Source organism: Bacillus cereus group sp. BfR-BA-01430, from assembly GCF_022663115.1.
GTDB lineage: Bacteria > Bacillota > Bacilli > Bacillales > Bacillaceae_G > Bacillus_A > Bacillus_A cereus_BD.
The window spans coordinates 668,467-684,159 of record NZ_JAKUEW010000001.1; the positions used below are offsets into that span (position 1 = coordinate 668,467).

Consider the following 15,693-nt stretch of genomic DNA (forward strand, 5'->3'; position numbering starts at 1 on the left):
GACAACCAAGTTTTCATTATAGAAAATCAAATGTATGTGTTATAATAGGTTTTATGAATTAGAAAACAAGGGTGATTTTTTGTGTGTGACATCTACAGAGGATATGCGGATATAAAGGAGCAGTTGTTAGAAAAACTGCGCCATCCTTATTTTATAAATTATATTGAGGAACCATTTGTTGATGAAGAAAAGGTAGTACTTTTATACACCGCTTTAAAGAATGCAAATTTACATAAAGAACAAATTGAACATTATGTAGTAACAATTATGCTTGTACAAATTGCGCTTGATACACATGAAAAAGTATCGAATAAGGCAGATCAAGAAGCAAGTGAATCACATAAGTGTCGTCAACTCACAGTTCTTGCAGGAGATTATTATAGTGGTTTGTACTACTATTTATTATCAATGAATTGTGATATTGTTTTAATTCGTGCGCTTGCAGAAGGGATTAAAGAAATTAATGAGCATAAAATCATGCTGTATCAAAAGGCATATCACACAGTAGATGAAATCATTGAAAGTGTTATGACAATCGAATCGGCGCTTTTACAAAAAACATGTAATCATTTTCAAATATCACATTGGAAACCATTTATAGCACATGTATTAGGGAAAAATCGTCTTCAAAAAGAGTACCGATTGCATGCTGAAAAACAAAGTGCACCTGTTTTTGAAGCGGTTCAAGCCATTTTATTAAATGATGATGAAAAAAATGTGAAAACCGTCTTTGAGGATTGGTTAGAAAAATTGAACAAGCAGAAACAAATATTTTTGCAAAATCATAAAGAATTTGGAGATATCGTTTCTACTTTAAAAGACAATTTGAACACTTAAGCAATTTTATATTGGAGGAAGGGTAAGAGCATGCAGCAATCAAAAGAAGAAAGAGTACATGACGTCTTTGAGAAGATCTCTGATAAATATGATGTAATGAATTCAGTAATTAGTTTTCAAAGACATAAAACGTGGCGTAAAGAAACGATGCGCATTATGGATGTTCAACCTGGTAGCAAAGCATTAGATGTATGCTGTGGAACCGCAGATTGGACGATTGCACTTGCAAATGCAGTAGGGCCAAACGGTGAGGTGAAAGGTTTAGACTTCAGCGAAAATATGCTAGCTGTTGGGAAAGAAAAGGTGAAGGCTCTAGGATTAGAGCAAGTAGAACTTATGCATGGGAATGCGATGGAACTTCCGTTTGAGGATCATACATTTGATTACGTAACCATTGGGTTTGGTTTGCGGAATGTTCCAGATTATATGCATGTATTGAAAGAAATGACACGAGTAGTAAAACCTGGCGGGAAAGTCATTTGCTTGGAGACGTCACAACCAACGATGATCGGTTTTCGTCAAATGTACATCTTATATTTTAAATATATAATGCCGTTATTTGGAAAAATGTTTGCAAAAAGTTATAAGGAATACTCCTGGCTTCAAGAGTCGGCAAGTACATTCCCAGGAATGAAGGAATTAGCTAGAATGTTTGAAGATGCTGGACTTGAGCGGATACAAGTAAAACCATTTACCTTTGGAGTAGCAGCTATGCATTTAGGGGTTAAGCCAGAATCAGAATAGAAAAAAGATGTTTTAGGTTAAGGTGAACAATATGAAGTTACAACTTATGTACTCTTTTTTACGATCAGATATTAATGTGATAGAAAAAGAATTGAAAAAGACGGTTGCTTCTGAGCAACCGTTAGTGGAAGAAGCAGCACTGCAACTGATTGAAGCTGGTGGGAAACGAATTCGTCCTGTATTTGTACTTCTTGCAGGGAAATTTGGGGAATATAAATTAGATGCGATTAAGCATGTAGCGGTTGCATTAGAACTTATTCATATGGCATCCCTTGTTCATGATGATGTGATTGACGCTGCTCTATTGCGACGTGGTAGCGCAACAGTGAATGCAAAATGGGGAGATCGTATTGCGATGTATACGGGAGATTATTTATTTGCGAAATCTCTTGAATGCATTACGAACCTAGAGGTTCCAGAAGCTCATCAAGCCTTGTCTTATACAATTTTAGAAGTATGTAAAGGTGAGATTGAACAAATTAAAGACAAGTATAACTATGATCAAAACTTACGAACATATTTGCGTAGAATAAAGAGAAAAACGGCGCTACTCATTGCTGCAAGTTGTCAGTTAGGTGCAATTGCTTCTGGGGCAAGTCGCGATACGGTAAATCGCTTGTTTTGGTATGGGTATTTTGTCGGCATGTCGTATCAAATTATCGATGATATTTTAGATTTTGTTTCGACAGAAGAGAAACTTGGCAAACCTGCTGGTGGAGATTTATTGCAGGGGAATGTTACACTTCCAGCTTTGTATGCGATGGAAGATCCGAAGCTTCGAGAGAAAATTGTATCTGTTCATGAAAATACAACAGCAAGCGAAATGAAGGAAATCATCTATGCTATTAAAATGAGCCCGGCAATTGATCGAGCATTTGCATTTAGTGAACGTTATTTACATAAAGCTTTAGAAGTGATTAAACCATTGCCGAGAGGACAGGCGAAATATGCTTTGCAAAATGTAGCAAAGTATATTGGAAAAAGAAAATTTTAATATTTTTCTAAAAAACAAAAAAATCTCTCTATTTCAAAACTATTGCACAATTGTGATAAGGGTGTTAATATGTGTGTGGGGATATACAATTACATACATAATTCAGAAGTGGAGAGATTTTTTTATGGAAAAAACATTTCTAATGGTAAAACCAGACGGCGTACAACGTGCCTTCATTGGGGAAATTGTAGCTCGTTTTGAGAAAAAGGGCTTTCAATTGGTTGGTGCGAAATTAATGCAAGTTACTCCGGAAATTGCAAAGCAACATTATGCTGAGCATGTAGAAAAGCCTTTCTTTGGTGAATTGGTAGATTTTATTACATCTGGACCTGTATTTGCAATGGTATGGCAAGGAGAAGGTGTAGTAAATACTGCTCGTAACATGATGGGAAAAACAAAACCACATGAAGCAGCACCAGGTACAATTCGTGGCGATTTCGGTTTAACAGTTGAGAAAAATGTAATCCACGGTTCTGATTCTTTAGAAAGTGCTGAACGTGAGATTGGTATTTTCTTCAAAGAAGAAGAGTTAGTAGATTATTCAAAATTAATGAATCAATGGATTTACTAATTATTTTAAAATAATTTGTAAACGCTTTAATAACTATGATAATGGTGAAAAGTGCAAGAGGATGATGATTTTCCTCTTGCACTTTTTTCATTTCTAATAGTTACGAAGCTAAGTTTAGTGTGATATATTGATACATAAAGTAAAAGTTCGATTCATAAAGAGCTTTCCTTTTGACAATTAACGGAAAAGAAAATTATAGTTAAACAAATAGCGTGTTCTATCATGCGATTTCAGTTTTTTTAGCATGGTGCATAGAACATTGCTAGAACACGAAATACATATAAGAAAAGAGGAATAACCGATGAGATATATAACAGCTGGTGAGTCGCATGGTCCGCAACTGACAACGATTTTGGAAGGGATTCCGGCAGGTTTACCTCTAGTCGCGGATGATATAAATGCCGAGTTAGCGAGACGACAAAAAGGGTACGGCCGAGGGAGACGCATGCAAATTGAAAAGGATCAAGTTCAAATTGTAAGTGGTGTAAGACATGGTCACACAATTGGTGCACCCATTGCACTTGTTGTAGAAAACAAGGATTTTACCCATTGGACGAAAATTATGGGAGCAGCCCCTTTAACTGAGCAAGAAAAAAAAGAAATGAAACGACAAATTACAAGACCAAGACCAGGGCATGCTGATTTAAATGGTGCCATTAAATATGGTCATCGAGATATGAGAAACGTACTTGAGCGTTCTTCAGCGCGTGAAACTACAGTTCGAGTAGCGGCAGGCGCTGTGGCAAAGAAAGTGTTAGCAGAGCTTGGTATTAAAGTTGCAGGACATGTAATCGAAATTGGTGGTGTACGAGCTGAACAAACGACTTACGAAACGATTGAACAATTGCAAGAAATTACCGAAGCATCTCCTGTTCGTTGTTTAGATGAAGAAGCTGGGAAAAAGATGATGCAAGCGATCGATGATGCGAAAGCAAGTGGTGATTCTATTGGTGGTATTGTAGAAGTTGTTGTGGAAGGAATGCCAATTGGAGTTGGCAGCTATGTGCATTATGATAGAAAGCTTGATGCGAAATTAGCAGCAGCAGTTATGAGCATTAATGCCTTTAAAGGTGTGGAAATTGGCATTGGATTTGAAGCGGCTCATCGCCCAGGAAGTCAAGTTCATGATGAGATTCTTTGGAACGAAGAAGAAGGGTACACGAGAAAAACGAATCATGCTGGCGGTCTAGAAGGTGGTATGACAACGGGCATGCCAGTTGTTGTTCGCGGGGTTATGAAACCTATTCCAACATTATATAAGCCTCTCCAAAGTGTTGATATTGAAACGAAAGAGACTTTCTCAGCAAGTATTGAGCGCTCTGATAGTTGTGCTGTACCAGCGGCAAGTGTTGTAGCGGAAGCAGTTGTTGCATGGGAGCTAGCTACAGCTTTAGTGGAACAATTTGGAGCAGATCGAATGGATTGTATTTGTGAAAATATTGAGAGACATAATGAATATGCGAGGGAATTTTAATGGAAAGTATACACATTCAAACAATATCCAAAAAATATGATGTATATGTTGGCCAGCATGTACTATCCTCTTTAAAAGAGTTTGTTCAACATATGAAACCAGTTGTTTCAAATATTATGATTATTTCTGATGAATCTGTTGCAACCTTGCATTTACAAAAAGTAAAAGAGGCTTTACAAATAAAGCAGGATGTGTTTTCATTTGTTATTCCAAGTGGAGAAAAAGAAAAGTCATTTGAAAATTTCTATGCAGTCCATACAGCGGGGCTTGAGAACAAGCTCGATCGTAATTCTTTAATCATTGCACTAGGTGGCGGAATGATTGGCGATTTAGCAGGATTTGTAGCAGCTACATTTATGCGAGGGATTCGCTTTGTTCAAGTACCGACAACACTGTTGGCACATGATAGTGCAGTGGGCGGGAAGGTGGCTATTAACCATCCTTTAGGGAAAAACATGATCGGGGCGTTTCATCAGCCAGAAGCGGTGCTATACCATACGCCATTTCTAGATTCATTGCCTGAAAAAGAATGGCGCTCTGGATTTGCTGAAGTAATCAAGCACGCTTTAATCGGAGATGTAGAATTATATCATTGGTTAAAAAATAATGTGACAACATTAGCGGATTTACGAGATGATAAATTAGTTTATGTATTAAAACGTGCAATCCCTGTTAAAGCGAAGATTGTAGCGCAAGATGAGACAGAAAAAGGAGTGCGTGCGCATTTAAACTTTGGGCATACGTTAGGACATGCTTTAGAAAAAGAATTAGGGTATGGCAATATTACGCATGGTGACGGTGTTGCAATCGGCATGTTATTTGCCATATTTTTAAGTGAACAAATGTATAAGATTGACCTCGGGTATAAAGAATTAAAACAGTGGCTTTCGCAGTACGGTTACCCAAGCATGCCAAGGCATTTGAATGTGGAGCGTCTTGTAAATGTGATGAAACAAGATAAAAAAGCAAATGCTGGAACAATTCGTATGGTACTTATGCAGGAATATGGGGGCGTGCATGTCGTATCTATTTCAGATAAGACCGTTCACACTTCATTAGAAGCATTTCAAAAAGATATGGTACTAGGTGAAGAAGTGAACTTTTAATGATGGTGACGGCTGTAAGAGAGTATGTAGTATAAGAAAAGGTTTCTTGTATTGCCACTGAATTAAACAAAATGACTGGGGGAAGAAAAATGAAAGTGAAAGAGCAGTTGTTAAGTTTAAATGCGTATGTACCTGGCAAAAACATTGAAGAAGTAAAGAGAGAGTATGGACTATCGAAAATTGTTAAGCTAGCATCGAATGAAAATCCATTCGGTTGTTCGAAACGTGTAAAAGAAGCACTCGCTTCATTAACTGAGCGATATGCATTATATCCAGATGGCGCTGCCTTTGAACTTCGTCAAAAAGTAGCGAATCATTTGAAAGTGCAGCCAGAGCAACTCCTATTTGGCAGTGGATTGGATGAGGTTATTCAGATGATTAGTCGTGCTTTATTACATAAAGGCACAAATGTTGTGATGGCGAGGCCGACTTTTTCTCAATATCGTCATCATGCTATGATCGAAGGGGCTGAAGTTCGTGAAGTACCGTTAAAAGATGGGGTTCATGACTTAGATGTTATGCTTGAGCAAGTAGATTACAATACGCGCATTGTCTGGATTTGTAATCCGAATAATCCGACTGGTACATATGTAGAAAAGCAGAAATTACTTTCATTTTTAGAGAATGTTCCAAAGTCATCGCTTGTTATTATGGATGAAGCATACTATGAGTACGCAGGTGCTGAAGATTATCCGCAAACATTACCACTTCTTGAAAAATATGAAAACCTTATGGTGTTGCGTACATTTTCGAAAGCTTACGGATTAGCTGCTTTTCGGATTGGGTATGCTGTAGGACACGCAGAGTTAATAAAGAAGTTGGAAGTAGCAAGATTGCCATTTAATACATCGACTGTTGCACAAGTCGTGGCATCAGTGGCAATAGACGATCAATCCTTTCTACAAGAATGTGTGAAAAAGAATGCGGAAGGTTTAGAACAATATTATCAATTTTGCAAAGAATATGATGTGTTTTATTATCCATCTCAAACGAATTTTATTTTCTTAAAGATTGGTCTTCCAGGTAACGAAGTGTTTGAGAGATTAATGAAAAAAGGATATGTTGTTCGATCGGGTGCACCGTTTGGTTTATTGGATGGTATTCGTATCACCGTTGGTTTAAAAGAAGAGAATGCTGAGGTTATTGCGTTGCTTGCAAATCTCGTGAAAGAACATGTGAAGAAAGAAGAGACATACTCTTAATTGATAATAGCGGCCTCCTATAAGGGGAGCCGCTTATTTTATTCCGCTATTTTAGGGCAGTAAGACTCTCACCGCGAGATTCAAGGAGAGTGGTGAAAGTGAATATCGATGCTTGTAGTCTGATCTGTAATTTGTGAAATGACATTATGAAAAGTTTCGTTTTATGTGTTTGCACGGCAGAGAAAGAAAGCTGTACAATAGAGATAGATCATACATATATAAGTAAACATATAGGAGGGAAAAGGATGGCAAATATAAGGCGAGAAAAAGGATTAAATGGAACGATTACGATACCTGGAGATAAATCGATTTCACACCGCGCTGTTATGTTTGGAGCGATAGCGGAAGGTACAACAAAAGTTTCAAATTTTTTATTAGGAGAAGATTGTTTAAGTACCATTGCATGTTTTCGAAAACTCGGTGTGAAAATTGAACAAAGTGGAAACGATGTCACGATATATGGAAAAGGATTAGGTGGATTAAAAGAGCCAAAAGAGGTATTAGATGTGGGGAATTCCGGAACGACCATTCGACTGATGCTTGGTATTTTAGCAAATGTACCTTTCCATTGTACAATAATAGGAGATGATTCTATTGGAAAACGTCCTATGAAACGTGTTACAGGTCCTCTTCGTCAAATGAATGCACAAATAGATGGTCGAGAAGATGGACAATATACGCCATTATCGATTCGAGGCGGGAATGTAAAAGGGATACATTATCATTCTCCTGTTGCAAGCGCACAAGTAAAATCAGCAATTTTACTTGCTGGATTAAAAGGAGAGGGTATTACAACGGTAACGGAACCATTACAATCACGCGATCATACTGAGCGTATGCTACGTGCATTTGGCTGTACAGTAGAAGTAACGGACCAAACAGTTTCACTGCGAGGAGGACAATCTCTCATAGGAACGGAGATTGAGGTGCCTGGTGACATTTCTTCAGCAGCCTTTTTCCTAGTTGCAGGTGCGATTGTTCCGAATAGTAAAATCGTCTTAAAAAATGTTGGCTTAAATCCAACGAGAACAGGGATAATAGATGTTTTGCAAAAAATGGGGGCAATTCTTTCGATTGATCATGTACGAAATGAAGAATTTGAGCCATGTGGAGATATTATAATTGAAACTTCAAAATTACAAGGAATAGAAATTGGAGGCTCGTTAATTCCAAGATTAATTGATGAAATTCCTATTATTGCTTTACTAGCGACACAAGCAACTGGCACAACGATTATTAAAGATGCTGAAGAACTAAAAGTAAAAGAAACAAATCGTATTGATACAGTTGTAGAAGAATTGCAAAAGCTAGGCGTAAAAATTGAAGCGACATCAGATGGTATGATTATATATGGAAATCAGAAGCTACAAGGAAGTATTGTTGATAGTCATGGGGATCATCGCATTGGAATGATGCTTGCGATTGCTTCTTGTATCGCTGATGGCAAGGTTGAAATACAAAGAAGTGAAGCGGTTTCCGTATCTTACCCAAACTTTTTTGATCAGTTGGCATCTTTGTAAATAAAAGGAATGCACTTTATTTGAGAAAATTCTTTTCCACTCCTTTTAGTTGCTTAGTAGTCAACTGTTGTTTATGATTAAGTGAATAGATGAGAATATTTTTAGATTAAAGGAGATATATATGCAAAAGTTTGAACAAGCTGTTTCCTATATTGAAAATGGAGAGGTAGAAAAAGGTTTACAGCAATTAAAAGAACAGGTGAAGCAAGGGACGGACGAGGAGAAATACGATATTGCTCGCTATTATCATACACTTGGGTTTGTGGAGGAAGCGCTCGCGATTGTAGAAGATTTACACCTTCTATATCCTGAAGAAAGTGAATTTACAATATTTTTAGCAGAGCTATATATTGATTTGGATAAAGAAGATGAAGCAATTGAGGTACTTCATGATATTCCTGAAGATGACGATTTTTATGTACAATCTTTATTACTTGTTGCAGATTTATTCCAAATGCAAGGTTTTGATGATGTTGCCGAACAAAAACTATTAAAGGCGAAAGAAATCATGCCAGAAGAGCCTGTCATTATATTTGGTCTTGCTGAATTGTATAGCAGTAAAGGAGAAGAGAAAAAGGCGATTCAGTATTACCAATCATTACTTGCTGAACATAAAGTAATGGGAGGCGTTGTTATTGCTCTTCGCCTTGCAGAAACGTTAAGTGCGATTGGAAATTGGGAAGAAGCAATCCCTTATTATGAAGAAGGATTGGAAGAACAGAAAGATATTCATTCTTTATTCGGATATGCATTTACTCTTTATCAAGGAGAAGAATATCAACGAGCAATTAATGTTTGGCAAGAATTGAAGGAATTAGATCCAGAATACGCATCATTATATATGTATTTGGCGAAATGCTATGAAAAAGAAGGGATGCTTCAAGAAAGCTATGAAACACTTCACGACGGTATTAAAGTCGATGAGTTATCCGTGCCGCTTTATGTAGAACTGGCAAATATTGCAGCGAAGCTAGGAAAGATGGTGGAAGCAGAAGAAGTTCTTCAAAAGGCTCTGCAATTAGATCCAGGACATTTAGGAGCAACATTAAAATATGCCTATATCTTAAAAGAGCAAGAGAAATACGAAGAATTAATTCGTGTTGTAGAATATGCAAGAGAAAGTGGAGAACAAGATACGCAATTACTTTGGGATCTTGCGTTTGCTAAAAAACAATTAGAAATGTATTCGGATGCATTAAAACACTATGAAAGTGCATATACTTCTTTTAAGAATCATCCGGATTTCTTGGAAGAGTACGGTTACTTCTTATTAGAAGAAGGTATGCGAAAAGAGGCGAAAGAAGTATTTACGCGCTTAATACAACTAGATCCGACACAAATTCATATTGAGGAATTGTTATATAATTTAGAGGATTTTTCATAAGTTGGAAGGAAACTGAATGCTACTTCTTGAATCTAAATAAAAAAAAGAAAGACAGAGGAGGGACTTAGGCGCTATGAATACCCCTGTTTCTGTAAACGAGAAGAAGGATTTTGTGAAATGGTTTTTAAATAATTACCAACTGAAACAGCGTGAATGTGTATGGATTTTAAATTATTTAATGAGTCACGATCAATTAATGCATAAAGTTCACTTTGTAGAACATGCAAAATATTGTCCGCGTGGCTTGATTATGTCAGCTAATTGCGTGAAAGAAACTCCGTTTCATTTTTTTAAACAAAATGTAATGACAACGGATGCGGAAAAATCTTTTCATGATATTCGTCTCAATCGGGATGAAGATATTTATATTCAACTTAATTTTAAATCATCGTTCCAAAACCCAAATTATGTGGCAGTATTGGAGGAAAATCCATATTTACCAAAGCATATTGAAGTAAATGAGAAGGATCGTTTACTTGCAGAGCGCTTTTTAGAAGAAAGTGTTTTTTCTTTCCGAAGAAATCGTCTTTTAAAGCAAATTGACGAGGCGTTAGACAATCATGATCAAGAAGCTTTTCGTAGACTAACAGCTGAATTGAAAACTTTATAAATATTTTTGTTGTTTATTTCGCTATTTTATGAGAAGCGAGACTCCGCCTTAAGATGTGGAGCAACAAGAAAGATAGTAAGAAGTAGGCCTTTTCATCAGTAGAGATGAAGAAAACTCCTGCTGCTTAAATCTTCATTTTATTTTTGACAACTTTCTGACTTTTTAAGAAAAACTACCTATATTGGGTGGTTTTTCTTTTTTTACCTGTTTTAGTATGGTTTAATATATATAAAGTGAAAGTTCTGTCATTTGTGTAGAGATTTATGAGAAGGAGGGATGAAAGTTGAGATGGGCTGTAAAAGATGCAGAACAGTTTGTACAAGCAAGGGAATATGTAGATACGTGTATTATACCTCTTCTCTCAATTTCAGTAGCGAAAGAGATGAAGGCGCTTGTAGAACAAGGAGAATTTATTGAGGTTTTGAGCATGGCGTTAGAGAGAGAATATAAAGGGAGAGTTCTGCTATTACCAGCTTTTACTTACTTAGCAGAAAATCAAGAAAAAGAGAAAGAGAGACTGGAAGGATGGACGAATCATTTACAAGAGCAAGGCGTGCAGCATATTGTGTATGTGACAAGTGACGTTGCTTGGAAACAAGCTAATGTATCACAAGGACAATTATTTTGGTTGCCGGCTATATCATTAGATCAACTTAGCGATCAAGCAAAAAGAGAAGTCATTCATGCTCATATGAAAAATATAATGGACTTATTAACTGAAAAATGGGAAAATATAAAATAAATATATATTTCTCATTATTGGGAGAAGTGTGATATTGACCTGCGAATGTGGGTATTATATCATGATAGTGTCCTAGTGTTTATTTTTATACGGTTTTGTCACGAGGGGACAATTTCTGATAGAGGGGGGAAATTTTCGTGAGTGAGAAAGAGCATCGTGTATCAAGAAGACAGTTTTTGAACTACACACTTACAGGTGTGGGAGGATTTATGGCAGCTGGAGTTTTAATGCCGATGACACGCTTTGCACTTGATCCAGTATTAAGAAAAGAAGATGGGGGAGAGCTGGTTGCTGTTGCACAAGTAAAAGAGGTTACGACAGAGCCAAAACGTTTTGATTTTAAGGTAAAACAAGTTGATGGATGGTACAAGTCTGAGGAGCCTAAATCTGCATGGGTGTATAAAGATGAAAGCGGAGACATTGTTGCGCTTTCTCCGGTTTGTAAGCATTTAGGTTGTACAGTAAACTGGAATTCTGACAAGGCGCATCCAAATCAATTTTATTGTCCGTGTCACGCTGGACGGTACACAAAAGATGGCGTCAATATTAAAGGTACACCGCCTCTTGCTCCATTAGATGTGTACGAATCGAAAGTAAAAGGTGGAACACTTTATTTAGGAAAAGCTAAGCCACGAGGGGGTGCGAAATAGATGTTAAATAAAATTTATGATTGGGTAGACGAGCGGCTAGATATTACACCGATTTGGCGTGATATTGCTGATCACGAAGTACCCGAACATGTCAATCCAGCACATCATTTCTCAGCATTCGTTTACTGCTTCGGAGGACTTACATTTTTTGTAACAGTTATTCAAATTTTATCAGGAATGTTTTTAACGATGTACTATGTACCAGATATAAAAAATGCTTGGGAGTCAGTTTACTATTTACAAAATGAAGTTGCATATGGACAAATTGTTCGCGGTATGCATCATTGGGGCGCTAGTCTTGTAATTGTAATGATGTTTTTACATACACTTAGAGTTTTCTTTCAAGGCGCTTATAAAAAGCCTCGTGAACTCAATTGGATTGTAGGCGTTCTTATTTTCTTTGTTATGCTAGGTCTTGGTTTTACCGGATATTTATTACCGTGGGATATGAAAGCGTTATTTGCAACAAAAGTAGGGATTCAAATTGCTGAGCAAACACCGCTCATTGGTCCTTATATTAAAACTTTACTTGCTGGCCATTCCGAAATTGTCGGTGCTCAAACATTAACTCGCTTCTTCGCTATTCACGTCTTCTTCTTACCAGCAGCACTTCTAGGCTTAATGGCCTTCCACTTCATCATGATTCGCAAACAAGGTATTTCCGGTCCGCTATAAGAATTACAAAATTAAAGGGGAAAAGAAATAAAGGAGGGAGATTATGCATCGCGGCAAAGGGATGAAGTTTGTAGGAGATTCGCGGGTACCTGTAGTTAGAAAACAAAATATTCCGAAAGATTATTCCGAATATCCGGGCAAAACGGAAGCGTTTTGGCCAAACTTCTTGTTAAAAGAATGGATGGTTGGTGCCGTTTTTTTAATCGGCTATTTATGTTTAACAGTGGCTCATCCATCACCACTTGAGAGAATGGCAGATCCCACAGATGCAGGATATATACCATTGCCAGACTGGTATTTCTTATTTTTGTATCAGCTCTTAAAATATTCATACGCTTCAGGGTCATTTACAGTAATTGGAGCATTTATTATGCCAGGTATCGCTTTTGGGGCATTAATGTTAGCGCCGTTTCTTGATCGTGGCCCTGAAAGACGCCCGTTGAAGCGTCCGGTAGCAACTGGATTTATGCTGTTAGCAATCGCGTCTATTGTTTACTTAACTTGGGAGTCTGTAGCACATCATGATTGGGAAGCTGCTAAAAAACAAGGTGAAATTGTTAAGACGGTACAAGTTGATAAAAACGATGAAGGTTATAAATTATTGGAAAAGAATACATGTTTAACATGTCACGGCGATAATTTACAAGGTGGAGCAGCAGCGCCAGCACTGCAAAACTTAACGTTAAAGCCAGAAGAAATTGCTAAGATTGCAAAAGATGGAAAAGGGGCAATGCCGAAAGGGGTATTTAAAGGAACGGATGAAGAATTGAAGAAACTTTCGGAATTTATAGCGAAATATAATGAAAAATAAGAAGGAAGCCGACTGCAAATTTGTAGTCGGCTTTGTTAATGAAAAGAAAAACTTTGCTATAATAGAGTAGAATTTTTCTTTATTATTTATGCGTAACAAGATTTTATGTTGTGTGAAAGGTGTTGTACAGAGAGAGTGATATATTTATATGCAATTTTAAGGCAACGTTTTGTTTTATGGTTGTTGCTGATTGTTAATATATTGGGAACAATTTATGGATTTATTTGGTATGAAGAGCAGTTGAGAGAGACTTCGTATTTATTTTGGCCTTTTGTTCCAGATAGTCCGATGGCAAGTCTCTTTTTTGTATTTGTTTTGATCGCGTTTTTGCAAAAGAAAAATTGGGGATTGATAGAGGCATTAGCAATTGTTACTTTAATGAAATATGGCATTTGGGCTGTTGTGGTGAATGGGATTCTATTTGTGATAAAGGAGCCGCTTGGAATGATGAGTTATATGCTCGTTTTGTCGCATCTTGCAATGGCTATGCAAGGGCTATTATATGCGCCATATACCCGCATGAAAAAATGGCATCTTATTGTTTCAGGTCTATGGATTTTACATAATGATGCGATTGATTACTTATTTTGGCAAATGCCACGGTATGGCATTATGCATTTGTTCGTAGATAAAATTGGTTATTTTACATTTTGGCTCAGTATAGCTGTATTAGGAATTACGTATTATTATTGTTTCAGTAGCAGGCGAAAACAATTTTCATTATGAAATGAATAAAGGATTGGGGAAAGAAAATGAATAAAAATCAGATAGGGATAAGGTTTCTAAATCGCTTCATAAATTTAATCGTCTCGTATTGCATCGCATTTTCTATTTTTGCGATTGCAACGGTAATCGTTGTCTATGGAAAATGGTTATATTATGCGGATATACATCTTTTGAATATACCAGATTTAGCAAATATGAGTGAGTCAGAAATTAAGAAGAATTATGATGTACTGATTACATATCTTTCACCTTTTTATGAAGGATCATTACAGTTTCCGACATTACATATGTCCGCAGAGGGAAGAATTCATTTTGTGGATGTGAAAAATATTTTAGTATATATTCAATACGGAATGTGTGTAACGATCATAGTTGCCTTGCTAGGTGGATGGTATATGTTACGTAAGCGACAAATTAAGTTTTTATTAAATGGTGCTATTTTAACGATTGCTATTCCGGTTATACTGATATTACCGATTGCTATAGATTTTGAAAAGAGTTTTATACTATTTCATAAACTTTTATTTCGCAATGATTATTGGCAATTTGATAGTGAAAAGGATCCGGTTATTAATATGTTACCAGAGGTATTCTTTATGCACGCAGCATGTGGGATATTATTGCTCATTTTAGGTGGAAGTCTACTATCTTATTGTTTATATAGATATGTAAAAAGAAACTTTGCCTAGCTGGAGAAATAATTTTCAGCTTCATTCTGTTCTATTCTTGTCCAACTCAACATATTTTGTACTAGTAGTTATAGGGGGGACAGGAATGAAGCGAGCATTGTTTGGAATGATAGCATTTCTGCTTATCATGTTTCCAGTACGTATATATGCTGAAGAATGGAATGAATTAGCAGGACTGTTAGATGACTCTTTGCAACTTGTCAAACAAAAAGAGGATGAAAAAGCAATTCAAGTGTTACAACATTTCTCTAAGCAATTTGTACAAAGTGAATATACAAAGCAAAAAAAAGTGACACCTGCTCATTTTCGGATTATTTCATTAGCATATGAGAAAGCGCAGCAATCTCTTGAAGGAAAACATGTAGATAGACAAATTAAGATAAATGATACGTTAGCGCTCCAATTGGCAGTAGATGCTGAGGTGTCTAAATATCAACCGCTATGGATGGAGCGAGAAGAGTCGGTGATGGGAGCCTTTGCAAAGATGGAAAAAGCCATGCAACAAGAAGATGAGGCTGATTTTCAACAATCATTAAATACCTTTTTGTATGAATTTGATATTATTTATCCAAGCCTTATGATTGCGTTGCCAGAAAATCAAACGCAGCGTGTGAATGCTCATTTATCCTATTTGGATGAATTTCGGAATATGATGTTGAAACATAAAAGTGGTCAAACGCAATTAGGCATTATTAAAGGAGATTTGCAAAAAATATTTCAAACAGTAAAGAAAGATGGGATAGATACATCTCTTATTTGGTTTATGACTATTACAGGCGGGATTATTTTATTCACATTAACATATGTTGGATGGAGAAAATATAAAGGAGAGAAGGCGAAGCGTAAAAGTAACCTTACATCTAAAAATCGTTAATATTACGAATAAAGGGGAGGATTGTAAGGTTTCTTTATTGACAATGTTTCAAGAAAAAAATAGAATGAAAAGTACTAATAATTA

Annotated in this window: 17 protein-coding genes; all 17 read left to right on the forward strand. The window is 36.6% G+C overall.

The window, feature by feature from the left end; translation table 11 throughout:
* Positions 1-81 precede the first annotated feature (81 nt).
* The 17 genes from MR058_RS03475 (at position 82) to ypjB (ending at position 15,609) form a co-directional block, all read left to right on the forward strand.
* A complete protein-coding gene (locus MR058_RS03475; RefSeq protein ID WP_242142652.1) occupies positions 82-837 on the forward strand; it encodes a heptaprenyl diphosphate synthase component 1 in 756 nt (251 codons plus the stop codon).
* A 30-nt stretch (positions 838-867) separates the two neighbouring features.
* A complete protein-coding gene (locus MR058_RS03480; RefSeq protein ID WP_242142653.1) occupies positions 868-1,581 on the forward strand; it encodes a demethylmenaquinone methyltransferase in 714 nt (237 codons plus the stop codon).
* Between the two features lie 31 nt (positions 1,582-1,612).
* Positions 1,613-2,575 carry a heptaprenyl diphosphate synthase component II gene (gene hepT / locus MR058_RS03485; protein WP_242142654.1) on the forward strand — a complete coding sequence of 321 codons (963 nt, stop codon included), beginning with the start codon at positions 1,613-1,615 and terminating at the stop codon, positions 2,573-2,575.
* 124 nt (positions 2,576-2,699) lie between these two features.
* On the forward strand, positions 2,700-3,146 hold the full coding sequence (ndk, locus tag MR058_RS03490) for a nucleoside-diphosphate kinase (protein ID WP_242142655.1): 447 nt from the start codon (positions 2,700-2,702) through the stop codon (positions 3,144-3,146).
* A gap of 301 nt (positions 3,147-3,447) precedes the next feature.
* Positions 3,448-4,620 carry a chorismate synthase gene (gene aroC / locus MR058_RS03495; RefSeq protein WP_242142656.1) on the forward strand — a complete coding sequence of 391 codons (1,173 nt, stop codon included), beginning with the start codon at positions 3,448-3,450 and terminating at the stop codon, positions 4,618-4,620.
* Positions 4,620-5,726 (forward strand): 3-dehydroquinate synthase, encoded by a 1,107-nt coding sequence (gene aroB / locus MR058_RS03500; RefSeq protein ID WP_242142657.1) that lies wholly within the window; start codon positions 4,620-4,622, stop codon positions 5,724-5,726. Before aroC ends, aroB begins: the two co-directional genes overlap by 1 nt.
* Positions 5,727-5,815: 89 nt before the next feature.
* Positions 5,816-6,928, forward strand: coding sequence for a histidinol-phosphate transaminase (hisC, locus tag MR058_RS03505; protein ID WP_242142658.1), 1,113 nt, complete (start codon positions 5,816-5,818; stop codon positions 6,926-6,928).
* Between the two features lie 245 nt (positions 6,929-7,173).
* Positions 7,174-8,448, forward strand: coding sequence for a 3-phosphoshikimate 1-carboxyvinyltransferase (gene aroA, locus MR058_RS03510; protein WP_242142659.1), 1,275 nt, complete (start codon positions 7,174-7,176; stop codon positions 8,446-8,448).
* 121 nt (positions 8,449-8,569) lie between these two features.
* Positions 8,570-9,832, forward strand: coding sequence for a tetratricopeptide repeat protein (locus MR058_RS03515; RefSeq protein ID WP_242142660.1), 1,263 nt, complete (start codon positions 8,570-8,572; stop codon positions 9,830-9,832).
* A gap of 73 nt (positions 9,833-9,905) precedes the next feature.
* Positions 9,906-10,442, forward strand: a complete 537-nt coding sequence (locus tag MR058_RS03520; RefSeq protein ID WP_242142661.1) for a ReoY family proteolytic degradation factor — start codon at positions 9,906-9,908, stop codon at positions 10,440-10,442.
* 283 nt (positions 10,443-10,725) lie between these two features.
* The gene (locus tag MR058_RS03525) at positions 10,726-11,184 is read left to right on the forward strand and encodes a YpiF family protein (RefSeq protein WP_242142662.1); all 459 of its coding nucleotides are present in this window, start codon (positions 10,726-10,728) and stop codon (positions 11,182-11,184) included.
* A gap of 137 nt (positions 11,185-11,321) precedes the next feature.
* Positions 11,322-11,834 (forward strand): Rieske (2Fe-2S) protein, encoded by a 513-nt coding sequence (locus tag MR058_RS03530; RefSeq protein ID WP_242142663.1) that lies wholly within the window; start codon positions 11,322-11,324, stop codon positions 11,832-11,834.
* A complete protein-coding gene (qcrB, locus tag MR058_RS03535) occupies positions 11,835-12,509 on the forward strand; it encodes a menaquinol-cytochrome c reductase cytochrome b subunit (protein WP_000932700.1) in 675 nt (224 codons plus the stop codon).
* A 43-nt stretch (positions 12,510-12,552) separates the two neighbouring features.
* On the forward strand, positions 12,553-13,320 hold the full coding sequence (qcrC, locus tag MR058_RS03540) for a menaquinol-cytochrome c reductase cytochrome b/c subunit (protein WP_242142664.1): 768 nt from the start codon (positions 12,553-12,555) through the stop codon (positions 13,318-13,320).
* A gap of 135 nt (positions 13,321-13,455) precedes the next feature.
* Positions 13,456-14,046: a lipoprotein heptaprenylglyceryl N-acetyltransferase LhaT gene (gene lhaT, locus MR058_RS03545; protein WP_472927007.1), complete on the forward strand. Its 591-nt coding sequence runs from the start codon at positions 13,456-13,458 to the stop codon at positions 14,044-14,046.
* A 26-nt stretch (positions 14,047-14,072) separates the two neighbouring features.
* Entirely contained in the window at positions 14,073-14,735 is a 663-nt protein-coding gene (gene lit / locus MR058_RS03550) for a lipoprotein intramolecular transacylase Lit (protein ID WP_242142666.1), read from the forward strand.
* Positions 14,736-14,820: 85 nt separating this feature from the next.
* The gene (ypjB, locus tag MR058_RS03555) at positions 14,821-15,609 is read left to right on the forward strand and encodes a sporulation protein YpjB (RefSeq protein ID WP_242142667.1); all 789 of its coding nucleotides are present in this window, start codon (positions 14,821-14,823) and stop codon (positions 15,607-15,609) included.
* The last annotated feature ends 84 nt before the right edge of the window (positions 15,610-15,693 follow it).

What these genes read in the sequence shown, in the direction of transcription:
- qcrC (WP_242142664.1), top strand. Translation starts at nt 12,553, where the DNA reads ATGCATCGCGGCAAAGGGATGAAGTTTGTAGGAGATTCGCGGGTACCT.
- qcrB (WP_000932700.1), top strand. Translation starts at nt 11,835, where the DNA reads ATGTTAAATAAAATTTATGATTGGGTAGACGAGCGGCTAGATATTACA.
- ypjB (WP_242142667.1), top strand. Translation starts at nt 14,821, where the DNA reads ATGAAGCGAGCATTGTTTGGAATGATAGCATTTCTGCTTATCATGTTT.
- hepT (WP_242142654.1), top strand. Translation starts at nt 1,613, where the DNA reads ATGAAGTTACAACTTATGTACTCTTTTTTACGATCAGATATTAATGTG.
- MR058_RS03480 (WP_242142653.1), top strand. Translation starts at nt 868, where the DNA reads ATGCAGCAATCAAAAGAAGAAAGAGTACATGACGTCTTTGAGAAGATC.
- aroC (WP_242142656.1), top strand. Translation starts at nt 3,448, where the DNA reads ATGAGATATATAACAGCTGGTGAGTCGCATGGTCCGCAACTGACAACG.
- MR058_RS03520 (WP_242142661.1), top strand. Translation starts at nt 9,906, where the DNA reads ATGAATACCCCTGTTTCTGTAAACGAGAAGAAGGATTTTGTGAAATGG.
- lit (WP_242142666.1), top strand. Translation starts at nt 14,073, where the DNA reads ATGAATAAAAATCAGATAGGGATAAGGTTTCTAAATCGCTTCATAAAT.
- ndk (WP_242142655.1), top strand. Translation starts at nt 2,700, where the DNA reads ATGGAAAAAACATTTCTAATGGTAAAACCAGACGGCGTACAACGTGCC.
- MR058_RS03515 (WP_242142660.1), top strand. Translation starts at nt 8,570, where the DNA reads ATGCAAAAGTTTGAACAAGCTGTTTCCTATATTGAAAATGGAGAGGTA.
- aroA (WP_242142659.1), top strand. Translation starts at nt 7,174, where the DNA reads ATGGCAAATATAAGGCGAGAAAAAGGATTAAATGGAACGATTACGATA.
- hisC (WP_242142658.1), top strand. Translation starts at nt 5,816, where the DNA reads ATGAAAGTGAAAGAGCAGTTGTTAAGTTTAAATGCGTATGTACCTGGC.
- aroB (WP_242142657.1), top strand. Translation starts at nt 4,620, where the DNA reads ATGGAAAGTATACACATTCAAACAATATCCAAAAAATATGATGTATAT.